At 48.3% G+C, this 22,330-nt stretch carries 26 protein-coding genes, 6 tRNA genes and 1 riboswitch; of the genes, 15 read left to right on the forward strand and 17 right to left on the reverse strand.

Features of this window, described 5'->3' with window-relative positions; genetic code table 11:
- Together CHH60_RS19020 and CHH60_RS19025 are read right to left on the reverse strand one after the other, a co-directional pair.
- Entirely contained in the window at nt 1-684 is a 684-nt protein-coding gene (locus CHH60_RS19020) for an HAD family hydrolase (RefSeq protein ID WP_176476123.1), read from the reverse strand.
- 170 nt (nt 685-854) lie between these two features.
- Nucleotides 855-1,250 carry a hypothetical protein gene (locus CHH60_RS19025; RefSeq protein WP_095289178.1) on the reverse strand — a complete coding sequence of 132 codons (396 nt, stop codon included), beginning with the start codon at nt 1,248-1,250 and terminating at the stop codon, nt 855-857.
- A 118-nt stretch (nt 1,251-1,368) separates the two neighbouring features.
- A riboswitch (cyclic di-AMP (ydaO/yuaA leader) is annotated at nt 1,369-1,541 on the reverse strand.
- Nucleotides 1,542-1,909: 368 nt separating this feature from the next.
- On the opposite strand from CHH60_RS19025, the gene CHH60_RS19030 reads away from it, so the two are divergent.
- Nucleotides 1,910-2,386: a glutathione peroxidase gene (locus tag CHH60_RS19030; RefSeq protein ID WP_095360624.1), complete on the forward strand. Its 477-nt coding sequence runs from the start codon at nt 1,910-1,912 to the stop codon at nt 2,384-2,386.
- 138 nt (nt 2,387-2,524) lie between these two features.
- Here CHH60_RS19030 and CHH60_RS19035 read toward each other — a convergent pair.
- Nucleotides 2,525-2,607: transfer RNA gene (locus tag CHH60_RS19035), tRNA-Leu, on the reverse strand.
- A 425-nt stretch (nt 2,608-3,032) separates the two neighbouring features.
- Between CHH60_RS19035 and CHH60_RS19040 the strand changes: the two genes are divergently transcribed.
- The 3 genes from CHH60_RS19040 to CHH60_RS19050 all read left to right on the forward strand — a co-directional run bounded on the left by CHH60_RS19040 (nt 3,033) and on the right by CHH60_RS19050 (nt 4,910).
- Complete coding sequence (locus CHH60_RS19040; RefSeq protein ID WP_176476124.1) at nt 3,033-3,734, forward strand: urease accessory protein UreF; 702 nt, start codon at nt 3,033-3,035, stop codon at nt 3,732-3,734.
- Between the two features lie 258 nt (nt 3,735-3,992).
- On the forward strand, nt 3,993-4,196 hold the full coding sequence (locus CHH60_RS19045) for a Rha family transcriptional regulator (protein WP_095360626.1): 204 nt from the start codon (nt 3,993-3,995) through the stop codon (nt 4,194-4,196).
- Nucleotides 4,197-4,253: 57 nt separating this feature from the next.
- Nucleotides 4,254-4,910 carry a hypothetical protein gene (locus tag CHH60_RS19050; RefSeq protein ID WP_095360627.1) on the forward strand — a complete coding sequence of 219 codons (657 nt, stop codon included), beginning with the start codon at nt 4,254-4,256 and terminating at the stop codon, nt 4,908-4,910.
- Nucleotides 4,911-4,945: 35 nt separating this feature from the next.
- Here CHH60_RS19050 and urtE read toward each other — a convergent pair whose 3' ends face one another.
- From urtE to urtA, 5 genes are all read right to left on the reverse strand, one after another.
- The gene (gene urtE / locus CHH60_RS19055) at nt 4,946-5,641 is read right to left on the reverse strand and encodes an urea ABC transporter ATP-binding subunit UrtE (RefSeq protein WP_095289171.1); all 696 of its coding nucleotides are present in this window, start codon (nt 5,639-5,641) and stop codon (nt 4,946-4,948) included.
- Nucleotides 5,619-6,428 (reverse strand): urea ABC transporter ATP-binding protein UrtD, encoded by an 810-nt coding sequence (urtD, locus tag CHH60_RS19060; RefSeq protein WP_095360628.1) that lies wholly within the window; start codon nt 6,426-6,428, stop codon nt 5,619-5,621. The genes urtE and urtD overlap by 23 nt, the downstream gene beginning before the upstream one ends.
- Nucleotides 6,391-7,482 (reverse strand): urea ABC transporter permease subunit UrtC, encoded by a 1,092-nt coding sequence (gene urtC / locus CHH60_RS19065; protein WP_375335117.1) that lies wholly within the window; start codon nt 7,480-7,482, stop codon nt 6,391-6,393. Before urtC ends, urtD begins: the two co-directional genes overlap by 38 nt.
- Nucleotides 7,483-7,503: 21 nt before the next feature.
- Nucleotides 7,504-8,409 carry an urea ABC transporter permease subunit UrtB gene (urtB, locus tag CHH60_RS19070; RefSeq protein ID WP_095289165.1) on the reverse strand — a complete coding sequence of 302 codons (906 nt, stop codon included), beginning with the start codon at nt 8,407-8,409 and terminating at the stop codon, nt 7,504-7,506.
- A gap of 148 nt (nt 8,410-8,557) precedes the next feature.
- Nucleotides 8,558-9,808, reverse strand: a complete 1,251-nt coding sequence (gene urtA, locus CHH60_RS19075) for an urea ABC transporter substrate-binding protein (RefSeq protein WP_095360630.1) — start codon at nt 9,806-9,808, stop codon at nt 8,558-8,560.
- Nucleotides 9,809-10,028: 220 nt separating this feature from the next.
- Here urtA and CHH60_RS19080 point away from each other — a divergent pair, with 220 nt between their 5' ends.
- The 6 genes from CHH60_RS19080 to CHH60_RS19105 all read left to right on the forward strand — a co-directional run bounded on the left by CHH60_RS19080 (nt 10,029) and on the right by CHH60_RS19105 (nt 15,009).
- A complete protein-coding gene (locus tag CHH60_RS19080; RefSeq protein WP_375335118.1) occupies nt 10,029-10,370 on the forward strand; it encodes an urease subunit gamma in 342 nt (113 codons plus the stop codon).
- 18 nt (nt 10,371-10,388) lie between these two features.
- Complete coding sequence (locus CHH60_RS19085; protein ID WP_095360631.1) at nt 10,389-10,778, forward strand: urease subunit beta; 390 nt, start codon at nt 10,389-10,391, stop codon at nt 10,776-10,778.
- Complete coding sequence (gene ureC, locus CHH60_RS19090) at nt 10,775-12,493, forward strand: urease subunit alpha (protein ID WP_095360632.1); 1,719 nt, start codon at nt 10,775-10,777, stop codon at nt 12,491-12,493. The genes CHH60_RS19085 and ureC overlap by 4 nt, the downstream gene beginning before the upstream one ends.
- Before the next feature lie 156 nt (nt 12,494-12,649).
- Complete coding sequence (locus CHH60_RS19095) at nt 12,650-13,345, forward strand: urease accessory protein UreF (RefSeq protein ID WP_095360633.1); 696 nt, start codon at nt 12,650-12,652, stop codon at nt 13,343-13,345.
- A 64-nt stretch (nt 13,346-13,409) separates the two neighbouring features.
- Nucleotides 13,410-14,132 carry an urease accessory protein UreG gene (gene ureG / locus CHH60_RS19100; RefSeq protein ID WP_095360634.1) on the forward strand — a complete coding sequence of 241 codons (723 nt, stop codon included), beginning with the start codon at nt 13,410-13,412 and terminating at the stop codon, nt 14,130-14,132.
- Entirely contained in the window at nt 14,047-15,009 is a 963-nt protein-coding gene (locus tag CHH60_RS19105) for an urease accessory protein UreD (RefSeq protein WP_176476125.1), read from the forward strand. Before ureG ends, CHH60_RS19105 begins: the two co-directional genes overlap by 86 nt.
- Nucleotides 15,010-15,128: 119 nt before the next feature.
- Here the strand turns inward: CHH60_RS19105 and CHH60_RS19110 are convergent, their stop codons facing one another.
- From CHH60_RS19110 to CHH60_RS19125, 4 genes are all read right to left on the reverse strand, one after another.
- On the reverse strand, nt 15,129-15,545 hold the full coding sequence (locus CHH60_RS19110; RefSeq protein WP_095289152.1) for a helix-turn-helix domain-containing protein: 417 nt from the start codon (nt 15,543-15,545) through the stop codon (nt 15,129-15,131).
- Nucleotides 15,546-15,757: 212 nt separating this feature from the next.
- Nucleotides 15,758-15,840: transfer RNA gene (locus tag CHH60_RS19115), tRNA-Leu, on the reverse strand.
- A gap of 17 nt (nt 15,841-15,857) precedes the next feature.
- Nucleotides 15,858-15,933, reverse strand: a tRNA-Lys gene (locus tag CHH60_RS19120).
- An 89-nt stretch (nt 15,934-16,022) separates the two neighbouring features.
- Nucleotides 16,023-16,094: transfer RNA gene (locus CHH60_RS19125), tRNA-Glu, on the reverse strand.
- A 319-nt stretch (nt 16,095-16,413) separates the two neighbouring features.
- Between CHH60_RS19125 and CHH60_RS19130 the strand changes: the two genes are divergently transcribed.
- Together CHH60_RS19130 and CHH60_RS19135 are read left to right on the forward strand one after the other, a co-directional pair.
- On the forward strand, nt 16,414-17,190 hold the full coding sequence (locus tag CHH60_RS19130) for a DeoR/GlpR family DNA-binding transcription regulator (RefSeq protein WP_095360636.1): 777 nt from the start codon (nt 16,414-16,416) through the stop codon (nt 17,188-17,190).
- 4 nt (nt 17,191-17,194) lie between these two features.
- Nucleotides 17,195-18,091, forward strand: coding sequence for a Cof-type HAD-IIB family hydrolase (locus tag CHH60_RS19135; protein WP_095360637.1), 897 nt, complete (start codon nt 17,195-17,197; stop codon nt 18,089-18,091).
- Nucleotides 18,092-18,122: 31 nt separating this feature from the next.
- On the opposite strand, the gene CHH60_RS19140 is transcribed toward CHH60_RS19135, so the two are convergent.
- Both CHH60_RS19140 and CHH60_RS19145 read right to left on the reverse strand, forming a co-directional pair.
- Nucleotides 18,123-18,794 carry an MgtC/SapB family protein gene (locus CHH60_RS19140; RefSeq protein WP_095360638.1) on the reverse strand — a complete coding sequence of 224 codons (672 nt, stop codon included), beginning with the start codon at nt 18,792-18,794 and terminating at the stop codon, nt 18,123-18,125.
- 260 nt (nt 18,795-19,054) lie between these two features.
- Complete coding sequence (locus tag CHH60_RS19145; RefSeq protein ID WP_095360639.1) at nt 19,055-19,654, reverse strand: flavin reductase family protein; 600 nt, start codon at nt 19,652-19,654, stop codon at nt 19,055-19,057.
- 150 nt (nt 19,655-19,804) lie between these two features.
- Here CHH60_RS19145 and CHH60_RS19150 point away from each other — a divergent pair, with 150 nt between their 5' ends.
- Nucleotides 19,805-20,503, forward strand: a complete 699-nt coding sequence (locus tag CHH60_RS19150) for an ArsR/SmtB family transcription factor (protein ID WP_095360640.1) — start codon at nt 19,805-19,807, stop codon at nt 20,501-20,503.
- A 110-nt stretch (nt 20,504-20,613) separates the two neighbouring features.
- Here the strand turns inward: CHH60_RS19150 and CHH60_RS19155 are convergent.
- The 3 genes from CHH60_RS19155 to CHH60_RS19165 form a co-directional block, all read right to left on the reverse strand.
- Nucleotides 20,614-20,702, reverse strand: a tRNA-Ser gene (locus CHH60_RS19155).
- 6 nt (nt 20,703-20,708) lie between these two features.
- Nucleotides 20,709-20,784 (reverse strand) — tRNA-Asn (locus CHH60_RS19160).
- A 153-nt stretch (nt 20,785-20,937) separates the two neighbouring features.
- Nucleotides 20,938-21,408: a SprT family protein gene (locus CHH60_RS19165; RefSeq protein WP_095289073.1), complete on the reverse strand. Its 471-nt coding sequence runs from the start codon at nt 21,406-21,408 to the stop codon at nt 20,938-20,940.
- Between the two features lie 120 nt (nt 21,409-21,528).
- Here CHH60_RS19165 and CHH60_RS19170 point away from each other — a divergent pair, with 120 nt between their 5' ends.
- Together CHH60_RS19170 and cmpA are read left to right on the forward strand one after the other, a co-directional pair.
- Nucleotides 21,529-21,885: a hydrolase/acyltransferase gene (locus tag CHH60_RS19170; RefSeq protein ID WP_095360641.1), complete on the forward strand. Its 357-nt coding sequence runs from the start codon at nt 21,529-21,531 to the stop codon at nt 21,883-21,885.
- Between the two features lie 209 nt (nt 21,886-22,094).
- The gene (cmpA, locus tag CHH60_RS19175) at nt 22,095-22,238 is read left to right on the forward strand and encodes a cortex morphogenetic protein CmpA (protein ID WP_095289070.1); all 144 of its coding nucleotides are present in this window, start codon (nt 22,095-22,097) and stop codon (nt 22,236-22,238) included.
- The last annotated feature ends 92 nt before the right edge of the window (nt 22,239-22,330 follow it).

Here is a 22,330-nt window from a genome sequence, read left to right on the forward strand (position 1 = left end):
CTAACCTTCAGAAGGCACAAGCAGTGGAATAATCTGCTCCAAGGCTTCGATGGTCCAGTCTGCATGCTCTTGGCCCTCCAGCTCAGGCTGAAATCGTCCATAGCCCTGCAAAATCCGAATCGTTCGCATCCCCAGCTTCTTGGCAGGAATGATATCGTTATCAATCCGATCCCCAATCATGACTGCTTCCTGGGGTTCACATCCCGCCTGCTTCAAAGCCACAGCATAGAGTTCCGGATCCGGCTTGGATACGCCTTCTTCTGCCGAGCAAGCCAGTACATCCACGTACCTCCGCAGACCGTAGCTCTCCAGGCGCTCTGCTGTCCCTAGACTCTGATTGGCAATAATGCCAATTCGATAATGGTGTGACAATTCCTTCAACACCGCGTCAGCAGAAGCGAAGGGTTTCTCCAATTCCTTCCGGAACTTCAACTTCTCCTGGATCTGCTCCCTATGACGTTCATCGCTGATTAGCGTTCGAATGGCTACCCTCATGGGCCACTGCTCATAATTTCGGTAACACGAGGCAAATATCTCTCGCACTTCCTCTATTTTCACCGGATATCCAAGCAAGCAGGCTTCTTTTACAAACTGCCCTATAATATCATCTACCGGCTCCCATTCGTCCACCAGCGTATCTCCTACATCAAAGAACAACCATTTTAACCCCCGTACATCCGGCACGCCTATTCCTCCTTGTTAGCCATGAACGCAATCTCTAAATCAGCAATGTACATTAATGCTCAAATAAAAAAGAAGACCCACCATCATGCATGAGTCTCCTCAGAATTCCGTTTTTCCACAAGTTCAATTATAACAGGCACCTTACACCGGATCAATCGGCAGCTATCACATTAACCATTAAGCAAGAAGCCAACTTCTCCATTAAGGGAATACACAATGCGGTCAGCTCCCATCCCGCGGTAAATGCCTTTGGGGTGACTCTGTTCCGTAATCACACATAGTGATTTGGAGGTCCAGGAACGGCAGATCTGCAAATAGCGGCAGGTCAGGTTCAAACTGTTCTCGAAAATAAAAACGTTGCCTACACTCGACTGCGGTAGAAACCACTTCTGAGCTTCAGCTGTATTCATGCGAATGACGTTCTCCACTCCGATTCTGCGGAGCTTCCGTTCTTCCCCTGCACTGTTAGTCAGAACGGCAAACGGCATTTTTTTGTACATCAACAGCTTGATAAACTTGCGGCCTGCTTCATTCGGTGCTGTTACTAGAATCATCTCATTATCCATCGTTCGTTCCTCCCTTGGCGTGAAAAGACAACAAAAAAGAAGCGTGGGGGACCAAGGCCTCCCGAACGCTTCTTGAATAACCCATGACGAAAACGCCATGAATATGCGTACGGCTTGTTGCCTCTCCCTTTAACGCTTACGAGGTTAGCTGACGGATTCGGGCGCGAGAGTCGCCCTATTTCCGGCTTGCACCGAAAAATTCACCCCATGGATTAGCTGCAATGACAGCCGTTCCGATTGGTTCCCCCGTTTCCCACCCATGAATGAATGGAAACTCAGCGATTAAAACATCGTTCCTGTTTCATGTATTGACCAGAGCGATATTATCGTTTGTTTCGTTGTTCATGTTAAGTTTAATTGAAATAGAAATTACGATATGAATCATACACCCGCGACATGTTAGTGTAAAGTCCGGTCAGATCAGCGAATGGACGAATTTAAGGCATTACACATCAATGATATCGCTTACAACCAATCCATTCTCCATCCATCTCTGTGAATCTCGCTAATTCTCGTCCTTATGAAAAACGTATGTAATTTTAAATATCTGTAAGTAAACATAGGAATTTATTTAATTAGTTTTGCATTATCTAATTGTAAGCAATATAATATAACTATAGGTATCATTAACCCATTATACGATATGGAGGCGACTGATCATGTCCGTTTATGACTACAAAGTCAATACCCTTCGGGGCCAGGAAGTCGAGATGTCCGATTATCGCAACAAGGTGCTGCTAATTGTAAATACGGCGAGCAAATGTGGTCTGACCCCGCAATTTGAAGGCTTACAGGAACTCTATAACAAATTCAAAGACCGGCAGTTTGAAGTACTAGGCTTCCCAAGTAACCAATTCGCTCAGGAAAAAGGATCTTCCGACGATATTGCTGAGTTCTGTCAGATGAATTACGGTGTAAGCTTTCCTATGTTTGAGAAAATTGATGTTAATGGCTCAAGCGCTCACCCACTATTCCAACACCTGACAACAGAGGCACCGGGACTGCTCGGATCCAAAGCCATCAAGTGGAACTTCACCAAATTCCTCGTTGATCAGAACGGACGTGTCATGAAGCGTTATGCTCCAAAAACGACTCCTGACCAAATTGAGGCTGATATTGAGAAACTGCTGAAATAAATCAATATGGAGAGGCCATAATCAACAGGGAACCAGAGAAAGTCCGGTTCTCTGTGAATGGCCTTTTTTTATTGTATTTCCAACGCAAAAAAAGAGGTTTTCCATATTCGGAAAACCTCTTCTTGTCGTACAATATGATGCGGTCGAGAGGACTCGAACCTCCACGGGCATACGCCCACTACCCCCTCAAGATAGCGTGTCTGCCATTCCACCACGACCGCATGTCGTAAATAATCGGCAACAAAATTGATTATACAGGTTTACATTATAAAAGTAAAGCACTTTTATAAAAACTACTTTTGCACCTGTGTTTCCCCTCCAAATATCGGTTTTTTTCGTCATGATCTTTTAACTGCTGCATACATTAAATTTCAATTCATTTATACATCCTCATTTTTAATTTTAGCTCCCCATACGAAAGTGTATCATATACCTATCATTAGTTTTCTAGCATTTAATCATTACGAGTCATATAATATAACATTAAAATATATTTAAAACTCAAAAGCAAGAAATTGTTGACAAAATACGGATGTTTATGTGATTATATATATCATATAATTCGGATTTTAAACATAAAAGGATTCAGAAATCAATAATAATGTTATATAATATAACATTTTACGAACATAGGAGGCGAAAGACCGTGAACCGTGGGAATAAGCTGCTCGATTATGTCAAACTGCTTGATTCCTCCATTCATGTCGGAGGTTTTACCCATTCATTTGGTATGGATGTACACATCGCTGAAGGCAGCATCCGAAATGCCGATGATCTGGAATCCTTCATGCGCTGCCAGCTGCATCCCAGTATCGTTCGACTTGAGGGCATGGCGATTAAAGGTATCTACAGCGCAACGGATCATAATGACACATGGCGAACAGCACTCATTGACAAGTTGGTTCACGTTCAGCGGACTCCTTCTGATCAAAGGGAGCAAGCCGCTGCCATGGGCAAAAGACTGATCAAGCTGGCCCGGGCTCTCCACCCCTGGATTGAATTCAACCAGCTCGAACATACCCTTGCCAAATACGAGTCTATAGGCTGCCTCTCTACTGTTCACGCCTGGATCAACCACTACCTCGATATCCCCGTCGAGGAAGCGGTAATGGGTTACTTGCACTCAGCCATGAATGCATGCATAACCGAAGCTTCCAAAGTCCTCCCCATGCATAACGAAACCACCCAGGAACTGCTGGTTCGCCTGGCCGCAGACCTGGAGCATGAATGGAATACCGTTAGCGCCTCCGCTGCGGATGGACCGGCACAGCCAACCTCCATGTCCATGAAATCGCTGTTCCCCAGCTTCCACATGCTTGGCGCAGGGCTGCATGCTTATCGCGCCTAATCTTACCGCCTCCAAGCTTCCTTCATATTTCCCCAAACGAAAAAAGCACGCAGCAACCTCCTTGCTGACGTGCTTTTTCTCGTATGCCTATAGAACATCACGTTTTTACGTCATTATTTAATATTAATACACTACTTTTCATCATTTATAATTGTTACATGACGTAAATGCGTATATAATGTAATGAACAGCTCGCATCTCCCTCTATTATACACAGCCGAAGGCGGGTTGAAATACTTCTATGAGGGGTGAACCCTTTTGAACAAAAAGAAACCCGTGACTCCGTTCGGATGGGCCATCAAACGCCGCTTAACGGAGCTGCAGATGGACCAGAAAACGTTCTGCGAGAAGCACGACATCCCGCCGTATCGTTTATCCAATCTCATCCATGGCACACGAAAAGCCACCCGTTTCCGAAACCAGGTGGCAGAGATTTTGCAAATTTCGGATGAACTACGATGACACCACCATTAGCATACCGTCCCGATCCCTTAACTGATTGCCAAGGAGGGCCTATTCATGAGTTTCTTTACAACCGACCTTGAAAGGTTATCCTTTCAATCCCTACGTCATCAACTCATCATCGTCGACCGCGACTGGAGAATCCGCAGCTGCAATACCGCATGGCAGAACGGACTCGGGCGATTGCATCTCTCAAAATACAAAAAAACCGACGCCCACCGATCTTCTTGCGAAACGTTTCATTATCTTCAGCTGCTGCAGATATGGGCAGCCCAGGAAGAGGAAACGGAGAATTCATCGATTATTCAGAAGTTAGAGAAGATTCAATATCCCTTTGTTCACTTCCATACATATGACATATCTGTACAGTCTGCGAACCTGGACCTTCGATGGTTCAGGCTGGAGCTTACACCCTTGAATCAGGCGGATCCTCCTTCTCCGATGGGACTAGCTCTGATCTCGCATACAGACATCACGGAACAGAAGCGAATTGAACAGCAATTGAAGCTCGCTCTATCCGAAGTGCGGACACTACGCGGCCTGCTTCCCATTTGCGCCGTCTGCAAACAGATTAAGGATGAGCAGGACGTCTGGAATTCAGTCGAAGGTTATTTGGAGAGACATACCCATGCAGAATTCACACACGACATCTGTCCGGACTGCATCCGCAGGCTATACCCGAAGTACTCCAACATTTTGGATAAACGCTCCTGAGCATAACAAAAAAAGCAAAAAAATAACCACCTCTCCTACACGGACAGGTGGTGTTCAAATTGAGACATATCCAATTCCTCCGGCGATCCCTGCAGCGCAATTGCTCCCTTATCCATGACATAGATAAAATCCGCAGCACCACGTACGAAGTCAATACTTTGTTCGACAAGCAGCACCGAAATGTCGCCCTTTGCCTTGATTTGCAGAATGACCTGCCGAATATCCTCGACAATTGACGGCTGTATGCCTTCCGTTGGTTCATCCAGCAACAATAGTCCAGGCCGTGAGGCAAGCGCTCGCGCGAAGGCAAGCTGCTGCTGCTGGCCACCACTCAGATCACCGCCCTGTCGTCCATACATGGTCGCAAGGACCGGAAACATCGCGAGCACATCTTCAGGAAACGTCTTCACCCCAGGCGCAGATGTCTCCAGACCGAGCAGCAGATTCTCCTTCACCGTGAGCTGAGGGAAAATCTCACGCCCCTGAGGAACATATCCAATGCCTGCCTTGGCACGTTTGGCAGGCTCCAAAGCGGATATATCCTGCCCTTTCCAATGGATGGCCCCCTTCCTCGTTTTGAGCAGGCCCATCAACGTTTTCATCAGCGTTGTTTTGCCGACACCATTCCGGCCCATTAGGCAGACCACCTGTCCAGGCAGGACATCCAGATTAACACCACGCAGCACATTACTTTCCCCGTAGCCGGATTCAATTCGTTGCAGCGACAGCATGGTCATCTCTCCTTTTTCCCAAGTAGACTTCGGCCACCCTAGGATCTTCCTGCACCTCAGCCATGGTACCTTCCTTCAACAGCTTCCCTTCATGCATCACGGTCACTTTCGCCGCGTACTCACGGACAAACTCCATGTCATGCTCTACAACCACGACCGAACGTTCACGCGCTATCCCCTGTAACAACCTGCCCGTTTTATGCGTTTCCTCGTCCGTCATCCCGGCAACCGGTTCGTCCAGCAGCAACACACGCGGTTCCTGAAGCAGAAGCATACCTATTTCCAGCCACTGCTTCTCGCCGTGAGATAGCGCCCCTGCCCGTGTATACACGCGGTCTTGCAGTCCAATTTGCGCTATGACCTGTTCCATTGCCGTGTTGATTTTCCCAAACCGCGGAATACCAAGAGTCCGAAGAGGTGAACGCTGATTTTCCGCCGCCAAGGCCAAATTTTCCTGTACGGTAAGGCCTCCGAAGATGGATGGAGCTTGAAATTTGCGTCCTACACCCTTTCGGACGATCTGATGCTCCTTCAGACGTGTCAGCTCTGTGCCATCTTCCAGCCGCACCGTGCCGGAGACGGGTTTGGTTTTTCCGCAAATGACATCCAGCATTGTCGTTTTCCCCGCACCATTGGGGCCGATCAGAAAATGCAAATCATGCTCATGCAGCTTCAGGTTCATGCCATTAACTGCGACAAATCCGCCAAAAGCTACGGTAATACTCTCAGCCATCAATACGGTTGAAGGTTCAGTAGACTTCAGGTTTTTCTTTACTGACAGGGACATGCACAACCTCTCCTCTCCGCTTCAGTAATCGAACGACATTTCGATAGACTCCAACGAGCCCGTGAGGCATGAACAACACCACCGTTACAAACAGCCCGCCGAGAACAAACAACCAGCCTTCAGGGTACGCCTCACTTATCCCGGTTTTGGCCGCATTCAAAACCACCGCACCGATCACAGCCCCAATGAGCGTGCCGCGACCACCCAAGGCAACCCATAACACCATTTCGATGGATGGAACAATCCCCATCATGGACGGCGATATAATCCCGACCTGAAGAACAAACAGCATACCCGCTATTCCTGCAAGCGCACCAGAAAGGGCAAACGTCAGCGTTTTATAACCCGCCGGATCATAACCCAGGAAACGCACCCGGTTTTCTCCATCCCGCGAAGCTTCAAGCACCTGACCAAACCGACTATTTACCATTCTTCTGCAGAGCAGGTACGTGAGCACCAAAATGGCAAGTGTAATATAGTAGAGCACAATTGTTGTTCCTGCAGAATGCAGCGTGAAACCAAAAATGGAGTTATAGCCGGTTATACCATTAGTCCCCCCGGTCCACTCCTGTTTGCCGATAAACAAGGTAACCGTGATTAACACAAGGGCTTGTGTTAATATCGTAAAATACACACCGGTAATCCGGTTACGAAACGTGAACCACCCCAGCACAAATGCCAGCAAAGCCGGCAGAGCAATACCCAGAAATAACGCCACTGGAAATGAACGAAATGGTTCCCAAAACCACGGTAAGCCTGACAAGCCGCTCCACCCCATGAAATCAGGCAGGGATGTACCGCTCGCCTGCAGTTTCAGATACATGGCCATGGCGTAACCACCAAGACCGAAGAACACTCCATGCCCCAGACTCAGAACCCCGCCGTAGCCCCAGATCAGATCCAGTCCGATGGCCAGAATAGCCAGTGCCAGGAATTTAGCGAGCAAACTAAGCCGAAACTCGGTAGAGATTAGCGGGGCAAGACACATTAGAATCAGTACGACCGCCCAGATGATTCTCGTTTTTAAACTGCCTGACTTCAGAAGTGCTGACATCATATAACCCCCTTCTTCCTGTTAGTCGAGACTGCGGGTTCGCATGGCAACCAGCCCCCGCGGCTTCCATTGCAGAAAAGCAACGATACATACGAACACCAGCACTTTGCCGATGGAGGCCGATGTGTAGGTTTCAAACAACGTATTGAACATGCCAATCCCGAGCGCTCCGCATACCGTTCCTACCAGTTTGCCAACCCCGCCAAGAACTACAACCATAAATGCATCTACAATATAATAGGTTCCCAGCGAAGGGCCGATCGGCCCAATGAGCGTCAGAGCACAACCCGCGATACCCGCGATTCCTGAACCAATGGCAAAGGTCATGCCATCTACCCGTCTGGTCGAAATCCCGAGACAGCCCGCCATGCTCCGGTTCTGCATGACAGCGCGCATCCGTCGTCCGGAAGAAGTGCGGTATATGTACAGATACATACACAGCAGGACAACCGCGACAAGTGCGATGATAAAAATTCGTTTATACGGAAATACGATACCGTCAGAGATCGCAAGACCGCCGTTAAGCCAGGACGGACTGGATACCCCCACATTCGGTGCCCCGAAAATGGTACGTGCCAGCTGCTGCAGCATCATTCCAACTCCCCATGTAGCCAGTAAACTGTCCAAGGGCCTACCGTATAAATGCCGGATCAAAATCACTTCAAGCAGCCAGCCGATAAGTGCCGCTACACCAAACGCGATCGGCAATGCCACGATAAAATAAACTTCAAACCACGCTGCCGGAGCATAGGAAATAAACAGATTCTGAGTCACATACGTTGCATATGCACCAATCATAATCAACTCACCGTGAGCCATGTTGATGACATTCATAAGACCAAACGTTACTGCGAGCCCCAGCGCAATCAATAACAGGATCGAGCTGATGCTAAGGCCATTGAACATTTGCAGAACAAACATATCCATCCCGATCACCCTTTCACATGCTAAAAGCCTCATTCCGATTCAAATACACCACCAAGACTACGCATCAACGCTTTATCGTAATATTGTACGAGGGTGCGCTGTCCCACCCTCATCCGTAATCTCAGAAGTTTGGACATGAAGGACTTGCTTATTGATTGCTTAGGGAAGCTCCCCATTCGTAGGTTTTCAAATAAGGATCAGGCTTGACAGGAGAACCGGAGTTCCACAATTCCTTGAATTGACCATCTTCCTGCACCTCTCCGATCCGGACGGTTTTGTATATATGCTGATTCTCTCCGTCAACGGTTACTTTCCCCTCGGGAGCATCAAATTCCAATCCTTTTGCTGCTTCTCTGACCTTCTCCACATCGGTTGAACCCGCTTTTTCAACGGCTGCCTTCCAGAGGTACACTGCTACGTAACCCGCCTCAATCGGGTCAGCCGTTACCCGGTCAGCACCATATTTTTCTTTATATTTCTCAACAAATGTTTTGTTTTCTGGAGTATCTGTTGTCTGATAATAGTTCCATGAAGCCAGGTGCCCTTTCAGCACATCTGCTCCAATGCCCCGAATTTCCTCTTCCGCCACACTGACCGACAGCGTCGTCATCTGTTCCGAGGTGATTCCAGCATCCTTCAGCTGCTTGAAAAAGGCTACATTGCTGTCCCCGTTAAGCGTGTTATACACCACATCCGGCTTCGCAGCTTTGATTTTGCTTATGATGGTACTGTAATCGGTATGGCCTAGCGGTGTGTATTCCTCGCCAACCACTTCTCCGCCTTCAGCTGCCAATTGAGCCTTGATCACCTGATTGGCCGTTTTCGGGAAAACATAGTCCGAGCCAAGGAGATAAAATGTTTTGCCCCTATTCTCGAGCAACCAGGTTACGGAAGGAACAATTTGTTGGTTTGTTGTTGCACCTGTATAAAAAATGTTGGGAGATGACTCCAGTCCTTCATACTGCACCGGATAAAATAAAAGCCCTTTATTCTGCTCGAACACTGGGAGCATCGCCTTTCGACTCGCCGAGGTCCATCCGCCAAAAACAGCGGCCACCTTATCCTGCTGAAGCAGCTTCCCGGCCTTTTCCGCAAAAGTCGGCCAATCCGAGGCCCCATCTTCAATGACAGGCTCAATCTGTTTGCCAAGGACACCACCAGCTGCATTGATCTCTTCAATCGCAAGCATCTCGGCATCCTTGACAGACACCTCGCTTATTGCCATCGTTCCACTCAAGGAATGAAGAATGCCTACCTTGATCGTCTCATCGGACGCAGCGACCTCCCCTGTTCCACCGGAATTCGAAGTCTCAGGTGGCGTTCCACCTTCCACACATCCCGTTAAAGCAATGACCGCCCCCAGCAAAATCCCCCATAATCTGACCGATCTCTTCTTCAATAGCCTACACTCCCTTTTTTTAGTCTATTGACGAACATTAAGGTCATTTAACACCGAAATGTTCGTTGATCCAAATTATGGAGTCTCCAACTCTTCATGTCAATAATGCTTACATAATTTTATTTTACGCCTACTTGTTTCATGCATGCTGCTAATATGTTTCAAACCTTATTGACAAAGGGTCACCCTGTGTGAGTATATTTAACATATAACATGATACATGAAGATATATACTTTTATGGGAAAGGTCGGATGGCCCTTGCACTGGACGGAGCAGGAAAAAGAAAAACTGCTGATTACCGTAGCCGCCAATCTCGCCCGCGAACGCAGAGGACGCGGATTGAAGCTAAATGTTCCCGAAGCCATCGCTTTGTTAACCTCCGAGCTCATGGAACGAGCGCGGGATGGAATGAGCGTAGCGGATTTGATGAGATATGGCGGTACAATCCTTACACGGGATGATTGTATGGAGGGAGTTGCTGATATGATTCCCGAGGTACAGGTGGAAGCTACATTCCCTGACGGGACCAAGTTGGTTACCGTGCATGAACCCATACGCTGAGAAAGGCAGGAGAATGCCATGATTCCAGGCGAATATCGATTGAAACCGGATGAGATTGTCTGTCATCCCGATCGCCAAACGATACGATTAATGGTCTTGAACCGCGGTGATCGACCCGTGCAGGTCGGTTCTCATGTTCACTTCTATGAAGTAAATGCCGCTCTGGACTTCAACCGCACCGCAGCGTTCGGACATCGTTTGCATATCCCTGCAGGCACCGCCGTTCGTTTCGAACCCGGGGAAGAAAAGCCGGTTGAACTCACCACTTTTGGCGGCAAACGACAGATTTATGGATTTAACGGATTAACAGAAGGGTCGGCAGACCAGCCTCCAGACCCGCAGAAACTCGAAGCCTTCCTGAAGGCTTTTGCCCCCACGCCATCACAGGACGGAGGAGATCCAGCATGAAACGCATGTCTCGTGAACAATATGCTTCCATGTTCGGTCCAACAACCGGGGATGCCGTAAGACTGGCAGATACGGAGCTCTGGGCAGAGATTGAGCATGATTACGCTGTATACGGGGATGAGAGCAAATTCGGAGGCGGAAAAGTCATCCGGGACGGCATGGGCCAGTCCGCAACCGCTCTTCGCAGCCACGGTACGCCGGATACTGTCATTACGAACGCCATCATTATCGATCATTGGGGTATTGTAAAAGCAGATATTGGCATCCGCGACGGAATCATCTGTGCGATTGGCAAATCCGGTAATCCGGATACGATGGACGGGGTCGATCCACTCCTTGTGATCGGCGCTTCAACCGAGATCATCGCCGGCGAAGGCATGATTGTCACCGCAGGCGGAATCGATACCCACATTCATTTTATTTGTCCGCAGCAGATTCAAACTGCCCTGTCTTCCGGAGTAACTACCATGATCGGCGGAGGTACAGGACCAGCGACAGGCACCAAAGCAACGACCTGCACACCTGGAGCCTGGCATATTCACCGCATGTTAGAGTCCGCTGAAGCCTTTCCTATGAATATTGGTTATCTGGGCAAAGGCAATAGTTCTACCACCCCTCCACTTATTGAACAGATCGAAGCTGGTGTCATCGGCTTAAAATTGCATGAGGATTGGGGAACGACTCCAAGCGCCATCGACGCCTGCCTCACTGCCGCCGGAGAGCATGATATCCAGGTAGCCATTCATACCGACACCCTGAATGAGACTGGATTTCTGGAGAATACACTTGCTGCCATTAACGGCCGCACGATTCACACGTATCATACGGAAGGTGCAGGCGGCGGACACGCACCAGACATTATCCGCGCTGCCGGTGAATCGTACGTGATTCCTTCTTCAACCAACCCCACGCGTCCTTATACTCGGAATACAGTTGAAGAACATCTCGATATGTTGATGGTGTGCCACCATTTGGATCCGGCGATTCCAGAGGATGTTGCTTTTGCCGATTCCCGGATTCGCCCAGAGACCATTGCAGCAGAAGATATTTTGCATGATCTCGGTGTCTTCAGCATTATCAGCTCTGACTCCCAGGCCATGGGCCGGGTAGGCGAGGTCATTATCCGTACCTGGCAGACCGCAGACAAAATGAAGAAACAGCGCGGCAAGCTGGAATTGAAATCAGATTCCCCTTCCGACAACGACCGCATCAAAAGATATGTCGCCAAATATACGATCAATCCTGCCATCGCTCATGGCATCAGCCATATCGTCGGTTCTGTGGAAGTAGGCAAGCTAGCGGATCTGATCGTCTGGAATCCAGCCTATTTTGGGGTCAAGCCCGAAATGGTGATTAAAGGCGGTATGATCACTTTTGCTCAGATGGGTGATCCGAACGCTTCCATCCCGACACCTCAGCCCGTGTTCGGCAGACCGATGTTCGGGTCATACGGTGGAGCTATCGCCAAAGGGTCCATTACTTTCGTCTCCCAAGCTGCTGCTGATGCAGGCATCAAGGAGACACTTGGATTAAACAAGCGCGTGGAAGCCGTCAAAGGCTGCCGCTCAGTGAGTAAAAAGGATATGATCCACAACGATGTGACACCTCACATTGAAGTCGACCCTGAGACGTATGAGGTTCGAGCCGATGGGGTACTGCTTACCTGCGAACCTGCGGATGAGCTGCCGATGGCACAGCGCTACTTCATGTTTTGACATCTAGTTATAAAGGCAAGCGTTTCACTTCTTCAGGTTCGTACTCCCCTCTTCATTATTGTGTAAAATCATGTCCAATCTATATCCTTACATTATTTTTATATCGGATTTTGGTTGGAAGGGAAATAAGACAGAAGCAAAGAAAGGACGCTTGGCATGATGCAAAGTGGTACGAAGCTGCTTCGATATGTTCAACTGCTCGACTCGGCCCTGCCCATCGGCGGGTTCTCCCACTCTTTCGGTCTGGAAGCATACACGCATGACGGCACCATTCGAACAATCACCGAGCTTGAACAATTCATTCGCAGCCAGCTTCACTCCAGCCTGATTCGGATCGATGGACTTGCTATCAAAGGCGTTTACCAAGCAATGGAGGAACAAGACTCCGCTCTACTCGCTCTCTATGATAAGCGGGTTCACGCCCAGCGAACCCCCCGGGAGATTAGGGAAAGCGGCCATAAGATGGGAAAGCGGCTGCTGAAACTTGCCCGTTCTCTCTATCCTTGGATGGACTTCTCACTTATTGATGAGGCTGTGCAGGCGCATGGTGCCTATTGCGGGATTACTACCATTCACGGTTATATCCTTTATCAGTTGAAAATCGGATTAGACGAGGCCGTTACCGGTCACTTGTATACCTCAGTGAATGCTTATGTCAACAGCGCACTGCGCCTCCTGCCGATTGGGCAAACCGAGGCACAGATGCTCATTCAGAAACTGCTCGATGATATCGAATCCGAATGGATTCGAATTCGGGATGACAACCCGGAAGATATGCACAGTTTCGGTATTGCCCAGGAAATCTACGCCATGCGGCACGAAAGCTTACCAGCCCGGCTGTTTATGTCCTGATACCCATATTTATAAGCTACAACTTTCTATTAAAATAAGCCGATAATCCAAGGAGGAATTTGTTATGTGTGGAGGAGCTAATCATACGCATCATCCGGAGTGGGAACGTAAGGCATTTGATCGCAGCAGACCAATGCGAATTGGTATTGGAGGCCCGGTAGGCTCTGGCAAAACTGCCCTTGTGGAGAAGCTGTCGAAGGCGCTGCGTACACGCTATAGTCTGGCCGTCATCACAAACGATATTTATACCAAGGAAGACGCCGAAATCCTGCTGCGCCAGAACGCTCTTGCGCCAGAGCGCATTATTGGCGTTGAAACAGGCGGATGTCCGCATACAGCCATTCGAGAAGATGCCTCAATGAATTTTGAAGCCGTAGACGAATTGGTCGAGCGTTTTCCTGATCTGCAATTAATCTTCATTGAGAGCGGCGGCGATAACCTCTCTGCTGCATTCAGCCCGGAACTTGCAGATGTGTTCATCTACATCATTGACGTTGCCCAAGGGGAAAAACTTCCTCGCAAAGGCGGTCCAGGCATTACCCGCTCAGACCTGCTGCTGATCAACAAAACAGACCTTGCACCTTATGTTGGCGCAAGTTTACAGGTGATGAAGGATGATACCGAGCGGGTACGCGAAGGTCGCCCATATGTGATGTCGAATCTCATGAGCGGTGAAGGTGTATCCGAGATCATTCACTGGCTTGAGCACCAATACATGGATGACGATGCAGCCGCTGCGCATCTGCATTCACACAGCCATGACCACGGCTCAGCCCACAGCCATTAATTCATCCCCCGTATCAGAAGGAGCCGAAACGAAGTTGGGCATTCGTGCTGAAGGAGCGGTGATACGACGCAGCGAGCTTCGAGCCACATTTGCCCTTCAAGAGGGACGTACGATCATGACAGATCGTTATTACAGCGCACCTCTCCGGTTCAGTCGCTCCTTTCGCCCACCGGGGAACAGCAATGGGTTATGCCTCTACACATCAGACGTCTCTCCCGGTGTTCTTAACGGGGATCATTATCATTCCGAGTGGCATTTGGGTGAAGGCACCCATGTGATGCTGAGCAGTACATCAGCGACACGCCTTCACCCTACGCCTTCACTTCCCTCGTCGGTCAACCATCACTTCCAGATCAGGAAAGGTGCTGTGCTAGAATACTTCCCGGAATGTGTAATCCCATTCAAAGGTAGTTCTTCTTCGCTTACCGCCACCTTCCATCTGGAAGAACAGGCTATTCTCGCTTATGCGGATGTTTGGTCAGCCGGACGAATTCACCGGGGTGAGGCTTTTGAGTTCAGCAAATATCGAAATTCAACCGAAATATGGCAAGGGGACCAGCTTGCTGTGTGGGACCGATTCGGAATGGAACCTTCACGCGATGATCCACAAAAATCAGCTGCATTGCTGGATTTCACCCATACTGCGGCCCTGTGGATGATCGCTCCTGGACTGGGGACAGCGGAACTGGAAAGCATCAGGTCTGCACTGCCTCCGGATGGTCGAATGCTCGCTGGTGCAAGCCTGCTCGCGAGCGGAGGGATCGGCGTCCGTTTGCTCGGCATGGCTGCCTGGGAACTTCAGGAACAATGCCTGCACATTTGGAATACCATTCGACCGCAGCTGTTAGGCAACGAGAATCTTACGTTTCGCAAATGAACTGCACATCATAATTTGATGAAGTCAGAGATGAAGACGACTACAATCATCTCACATGAATACAAAAAAAACCTCTGAACATTTCCGGAAATCATCCGGATTGATTCAGAGGTTTTGCATTAGATCGATTCATCCGTTTCAGGTTTATCATCTTCTTTATATCGAAAGTCAGCAGCATTTCTACTTTCCTTGGACTTGCGATAACGGGTAAATTCAATATATTCGCTGATAAAAGACTGCTCTTCGGTCGATAATTCACTCTCCTGGCAATCCAATTGCCGCAACACGCCAAAAAAATAATCCTCCCGTTTTTCCCGTACCATCGCTTCCTTGGATGGACGTCCAATCATGAGCCAGTCCAGACTCACATCAAAAAACGCAGCGATCTCAATCAGTTTATTCGTGCTTGGAATCGACTTTCCACGTTTCCAATCACCCAGATTCCCGGTGCTGATCTTCAGTTGTTGACAGAATGCTTTCTTTGTCATCCCTCGCTCGGCAATCAGGTGTTCAATTCGCTCATATATCGACTGCATACAGGACCGCCTTCCAACCATAATATCTAAAATCCATATCTTGCACCATAACGTAATTCTCCGGCAACATTATATAGACAATTATACCACAACAGATATTAATCCTCAGCCCTTCTTCATCCATGAGCAGTTTTCACATAGATATATGAAAAAATAAAAATAGACTCTCATGGATATCCACGAGAGTCTACTTCCTTAACGTTTACATGTAATGCGGTCGAGAGGACTCGAACCTCCACGGGTATACACCCACTACCCCCTCAAGATAGCGTGTCTGCCATTCCACCACGACCGCATATTCAATTGTATAAATGGTGAGCCATGAAGGGCTCGAACCTTCGACACCCTGATTAAAAGTCAGGTGCTCTACCAACTGAGCTAATGGCTCTTGCTGTAACTTCACCGATGTGCCATATCATCTCTTGGTTTAAGAACAATGACTTGCGAGGTTTCCTTATTAAAAAGGTGGTGAAGATATGACCCGTAGGGGATTCGAACCCCTGTTACCTCCGTGAAAGGGAGGTGTCTTAACCCCTTGACCAACGGGCCTTGTTAACAAGTTGTCTTTCTTGGCGACAAGAATGAGTATACCACACCACATAAAAATAGTGCAACACTTTTTTTATTTTTTTATCTAGCGTTTTTTTAAAGATCATTTTTCAATAAAATTTAGGCTCGTTTAACTGGCTCTACCATTTGAGAGATCTGAATTTCATATCAATGTCATCAGAATCATTAAATCATGTTAAAGTAATATCAAAACACTTATAAAAACTTATGTTCACTTAAAATATTGCAAATCAAATTACAAATACTTATAATTAGGTTATCAGTAGTACGGTCACTCATTAGTAAGGAGGCGGCATGCTTGTTTCAGGAAGAACGAATGCAGCTGATTATTGAACATCTTCGCAAACACAACCGGATCTCGGCAGACGAGATCGTTACCCTTTTTGACGTCTCACGGGACACGGCTCGAAGGGATCTGATTAAGCTGGAAGAACAGGACGCCATTATCCGAACACGGGGCGGCGCCATCCTCCCCTCTCCTCCCCGTGAATATATCTCATACAAGGATCGCCTGCTCCATGTTTCGGAAGAAAAAAGGGCTATAGGCAAACTCGCTGCAGCCATGGTCCGCCAAGGTGAAAACATCATTTTGGATTCTTCCACGACGGTGCAGGCTTGTGCTGAGCATCTGAATGGAAAGTCATGTACAGTCATCACCAATTCCATTCATTCCGCAGATCTTCTCTCCAATCACTCGGCTGTCCATATTCGTTTACTTGGCGGCAAAGTCGACAAGGAACAACGTTATGTTTACGGCGCCTCGGTGATCGAAACACTCTCTCATTATTACGTGGATAAAGCCTTTATCGGTATTGGCGGGATTACGATGGATGGATTCAGTGCTTCCGAAGAAGAAGGCAAGATTAAGCAAAAAATGATGCAGGCGGCCAAAGAAGTCTTCGTGCTCGCAGATCATTCCAAATTTGATAAACGTTACGGGTACCGTTTTGCCGACTGGTCACTGATTGATGTACTGATTACCGACCAATGGCCATCAGACGAATGGCGTAACTTTTTGAATGAACAACAGGTTGAGATTCTCATTCCTGAACCAACAGAAGATAAGGAGTTGTAAGGTGATGAAATTATTTGCTACGGATTTGGATGGAACACTGCTAAACAGAGACAGTCAGATTAGCCCGGAAAATGCAGCCGCTATTCACCGGGCCCAGCAAGAAGGATTAAAAGTTACAATTGCAACGGGACGCGTCTATTCGGACGTTGTCGGCATTTGCCAAGAAGGCGGGATTAACACTCCTGTCATTGGGTCCAATGGTGCCACGATTCATGACGCTGAAGGGAACCGTCTGTATCATCTTCCGCTCGAACGTGAGACAGCAGCATCCGTCATGCAGTGGCTCGAAGATCATGAGTGCTATTATGAAGCGTCCACTCAGCAGGGAATATACGCCCCAATCAGCAGCCACGATACGATGCTTGCCGAGATGGACCGGATCTTGGGAACAAGTCCTGGCGAGGACGTTGAGCGCCTGATTCGCGCCGTTAAGAAGCATTACGACAAGAAAGACTACCATCGCGTTCATTCCCATCAGGAGATTCCTGCAGAAGCTTACATTTACAACATCATGGCTTTCTCACTTGACCCGGATCAATTGCAGAAAGGAAGAGCCTACTTTGCCTCCAGATCGGATGTCGCAATGGTGGTATCCTCTGAACACAATTTCGAAATGCAGCATCCCGATGTGTCCAAAGGCAATGCTCTCACTAAACTGGCAGCCCATCTCAATGTCTCCATGGAAGATACGGCAGCTATCGGCGACAATTTCAATGATGTTTCCATGTTGAAAATGGCCGGACTCGGCATCGCCATGGGCAATGGTGAACCGGAGATTCAAGCCCTTGCCAAAGCTATAACATTGACCAATGTGGAACACGGTGTAGCCCATGCCATTCACTCTGTACTGGACGGCAAACCGATCTCCCGGCCCGAAATCGTTGCTGAAGGCGGTCAATAAATTCGGTCCTGTCAGGAAATCGCACGAGCTCTCACTTTAACTCGACGGATTTCACATGCGGCACATCCTGCAGCAGCACAATCAACTGTTCTCCCCGGAAGGACCCGGGCATCTGAACGGTGAATTCAAGCACAGTCTCCTGAGCCGAGCCTGTGCTTGTTTGTTGTTCCGTCCTGAATCCGATGACCGAAATCTTTTCCTGCCCCAGCAGTGCCAATATGGCTTTCAGGCTGTCTGCTTCCTGCTCCAGGCGAATGGTTAACGTTTCTGTTCTCCCAGAAACCAGCCAGCGTGTCGGCCGATGCAGCAGCATCTGTGCGAGCACGATCAGCAGGGTTACACCTGCTCCCGTCCAATAGAGTCCAGCACCCACAGCCAGTCCCATGCCTGCTGTTGCCCAGATGCCGGCAGCTGTCGTCAATCCCCGAACGGTATGACGCTGCGTGAAGATCATTCCGGCCCCAATGAACCCTACACCGCTAACCACCTGTGCTGCAATCCGGGAAGGATCAAGCGACAGATTAGCCCAGCCTGCCTGATCCTGAAATCCATACTTTGAGACAATCATCATTAACGCTGCACCAACAGCGACCACAAAATGAGTCCGTATTCCCGCTTCTTTCATCCGGTTTTTGCGTTCATACCCGATAAGGACCCCGCAGATCCCCGCTATGAGAACTCGCATCAAATATTCCATTTCCATTCTCAAGCCACCTCTCTTATGTCAGCATTTTGCAGATGGATCATCACTTACTGGATGGATGCAATACGCTTATGTATATGCTTACATGTATCCTTCTTTACTATTTACCCATTTCCTCTCCAATAATTAATCCACACAGCAACTTCCTTCTATTTCAGTAGGCACAAAAAAAGAGACCTGTACGGCCTCCACTTAAATTTCTCTTATTACCCATAATTACAAAAATGGTATGATTCTATCCTTTCTGTTTCCAGCGATACCTATTCAGCTCGGAAGTTCTCCCCTTGTCGCTCTCCTAATCCGTAATAATGGCGGAAATTATAGATTAACGGGTTCCACTTTGCTGGATCAATTTTATTCAGTCCAGATATAAGCTTCTTATGTGCATGTACCTCCAGCGATTTCACTTCGACTACAGCCATAAAAGGCGTATGCTCTGGGGTACGGATATGCTGTACAGATGCCTCAATCTGAACCGGACACTCAGCTATTCTCAGAGGTTTAACCCGAAGCGAATCCTGAGCGGTTAACCCGGCTGCTTCAAATTTCTTCGAACAAAATTCATAGCCCATCTGTCTTTTCTCCTCAGGAACCGGATATGTACCCGTATAACGCCCCAGAGATTCGACTGCTCTCCACATGGACGCATCCGGCAAATTTATGACACATTCAGGATGTCTTTTCAAGTTCTCATAGGCTTTTCCCTGGATGCCCAAGCCGAGAACAAGACAATCCCCCAACGCCCAAGAAGAGGACAATGGCGACAGGTTCGTTGACCCATCCTCGTTTAAGGTGCTCAAGAGAAGTACGGGTGTTCCATAATATAAAATGCTTGGGTTAATTGTCTCATGCTGGTCCATTACTACCTCCTCAGCAGATCGTTTACTCGCGTTTTCGAAATTCATTGGTTTGCTCCATCTCCTGTCTCACATTCTTGGCCCCTCAATGTTTGAAGTCTGCGGTGGCCTGTCCCAATTGTAATACGCCAACAGTTCAAGTATCATCGAAGTATGAATGCATATCCAAATATATCTGTTATCGCGTCATTAATTGCCGATCCGAGTCGCGCTGTCTTTCTCGAAGCACTACTGGGTGGACAGTCCCTGCCTGCAGGCGAACTTGCCTATATGGCTGGTGTCACACCTCAAACCGCGAGCAACCACCTTGCCAAACTTGTAGAAGGCGGGCTGTTAGTTGTTGAACGGCAAGGCCGGCATCGCTACTTCCGGTTGGCTGGCCAGGAGATTGCCTTTCTGATAGAAACGATGGGCAGTATCGCTCCTCCTGTTCAGGTAAGGTCACTCAAACAGTCCAATCAGCTCCAGCATCTTAGCTTTGCTCGTACCTGTTATGGACACCTTGCTGGTAAGCTTGGGATTGCACTGTGCGATGCATTGTTGCGGGAGGAATATCTACTGGAGCCGGAAGCAGATCAGGCTAAGGATTATCACATTACGGAGAAAGGAAGACAATGGTTTACTTCATTCGGAATTGATCTTCAGGTGAAACTGGGATCAAGACGTGCCATCGCCCGCAAATGTCTGGACTGGAGCGAGCGGCGTCACCACATATCCGGACTGCTGGGGGAACAATTGGAACGCAGACTTTCGCAGCTTGAGTGGACCCGGAAGAAGTCTGGCAGCCGCTCTGTTGAAGTTACGGATGCTGGCAAGAAGGGTTTATACGAGGTTTTGGGGATCTCGCTGTAGGCAGGTTTACGTTGCAGCTCTCACCAAAGGAAGATCTACACCAAAAAATCCCCTTCACAACGAACCGATCAACGGTCCATGTGAAGGGGATTCTATTCGTGTATTCAATACGGAGAGAGAGGGATTCGAACCCTCGCACCGCTTACGCAGTCTAACCCCTTAGCAGAGGGTCCCCTTATAGCCACTTGGGTATCTCTCCAAGAAATGGCTCCCCGAACAGGACTCGAACCTGTGACAACTCGATTAACAGTCGAGTGCTCTACCAACTGAGCTATCAGGGAATAATCTCGAATAAACATAATTTATCATGATTAATAAGCCAAGTCAACATCTTAACTATACTTTATTGCTAACTGTAAAAAAGGGAGAAAATACAGCTCATACCGGTATATTGCATCCCCTCTTCAAGCCCGTTATATCCATTAGGATGAACACTACTCGTTAGAGATGGTTTGAAGAGCCAGCTTGCCGGCACATCGGCCGCATCTGTACCGTTTGGGATCCATTTTTCGTTTACGCAGATATTCTGTTCCACAGCTCTTGCATACCAGCTTGTACCGATAAGGCTGCGGCTTTCTGCCCTTGCCATCCGGAAGAGACTGACAGAACCTCGAACCGCCTACCTTTTGCAGAAGAGCCTTGAATTCCGGGTCCCTGTGGCGATAGCCGCGTCCGCGAATATGCAGATGGTAGTGGCACAATTCGTGCTTTATAATTTTCTCGACCTCATCCCGCCCGTATGCCTCAAGCTGATGTGGATTAATCTCAATTCGGTGACTCTTCAACATATATCGGCCGCCGGTTGTCGTCAGACGTCGATTAAACAAGGCCTCGTGGGTAAACGGAACCCCGAAATGATCCAGCGATACCTGCTCAATCCACTGCTGCAGCTCAGCATTATCCACCCGGTTCCCCTCCTTTCTCACCCCTTGGACCGCTCCATTTTCCGGTATAATACTTGAATTTTAACCGTTTCGTAGGCTACACTGTCAAGTAGAATGTATGAGGGGAGATTATTACACGTTATGCCTACAATGCGTTATGTCATCCTGCAGCAGGAACAGCAATTAGAGTTTGTTGAAATGCCCGCTGATTATGCCTATCAACTCAGTGCACTCAACCTGCGTCTGCACAAAGAGGTTGATAAACTTACTGCAGCGGATGTACCTGTACTGCCCTGGGCCATCGCTGAATGTGACGACCTTGATCTTCTGAACGAGCAGCTCAGTATCACCGGAGGGCTGGATTACATCAATGCGCTTGAGCATAGTTTCGCCAAACTGCGCGAGACGCATTATCCCTTGATTTCCTTACTCACCGAAATTCGGGCCCTTCAAGCTCAGCTCGAACAATGGTACGAAGAAGAAATGGAAACACTCTGATTCATTTATCGTTTTCTAAATGTACACGTCCTAACCTGTAAGCGCATTTCCGTAACTGGATTTGCGCTTTTTATTTTATCTGAATCGACAGGTCGGTTGACAAGTCGGACAATGTTTTTTACACGTTCCGCGCGGCTTAATCCGCACAGTCCAGGCTATTGCCACATATGCTAACGTACAGATGAATTATGCAAGAGGAGGAGATCCCTTTGCCTCAATGGCTTTGCAATCAACTGATGCGTGCATTTCACAAGAAAGACAGCAGACAGATCAAGCTGCTGAACGAATGCTGGTTCTTTTACCGAAACAAACCTGCAAATGGCACACCGCGCAGCGCGGATCGTGAACTCTAGAACTTGACATCACTCTTCATGTATACAGCCCATTCTCTCTTCCTATATTAACTCATTCGAAGAATATGGAACGGTCGACAACACCATTCGAG

Origin of the sequence: Paenibacillus sp. 7523-1 (assembly GCF_002276415.1) — a bacterium.
Taxonomy (GTDB): domain Bacteria; phylum Bacillota; class Bacilli; order Paenibacillales; family Paenibacillaceae; genus Paenibacillus; species Paenibacillus illinoisensis_A.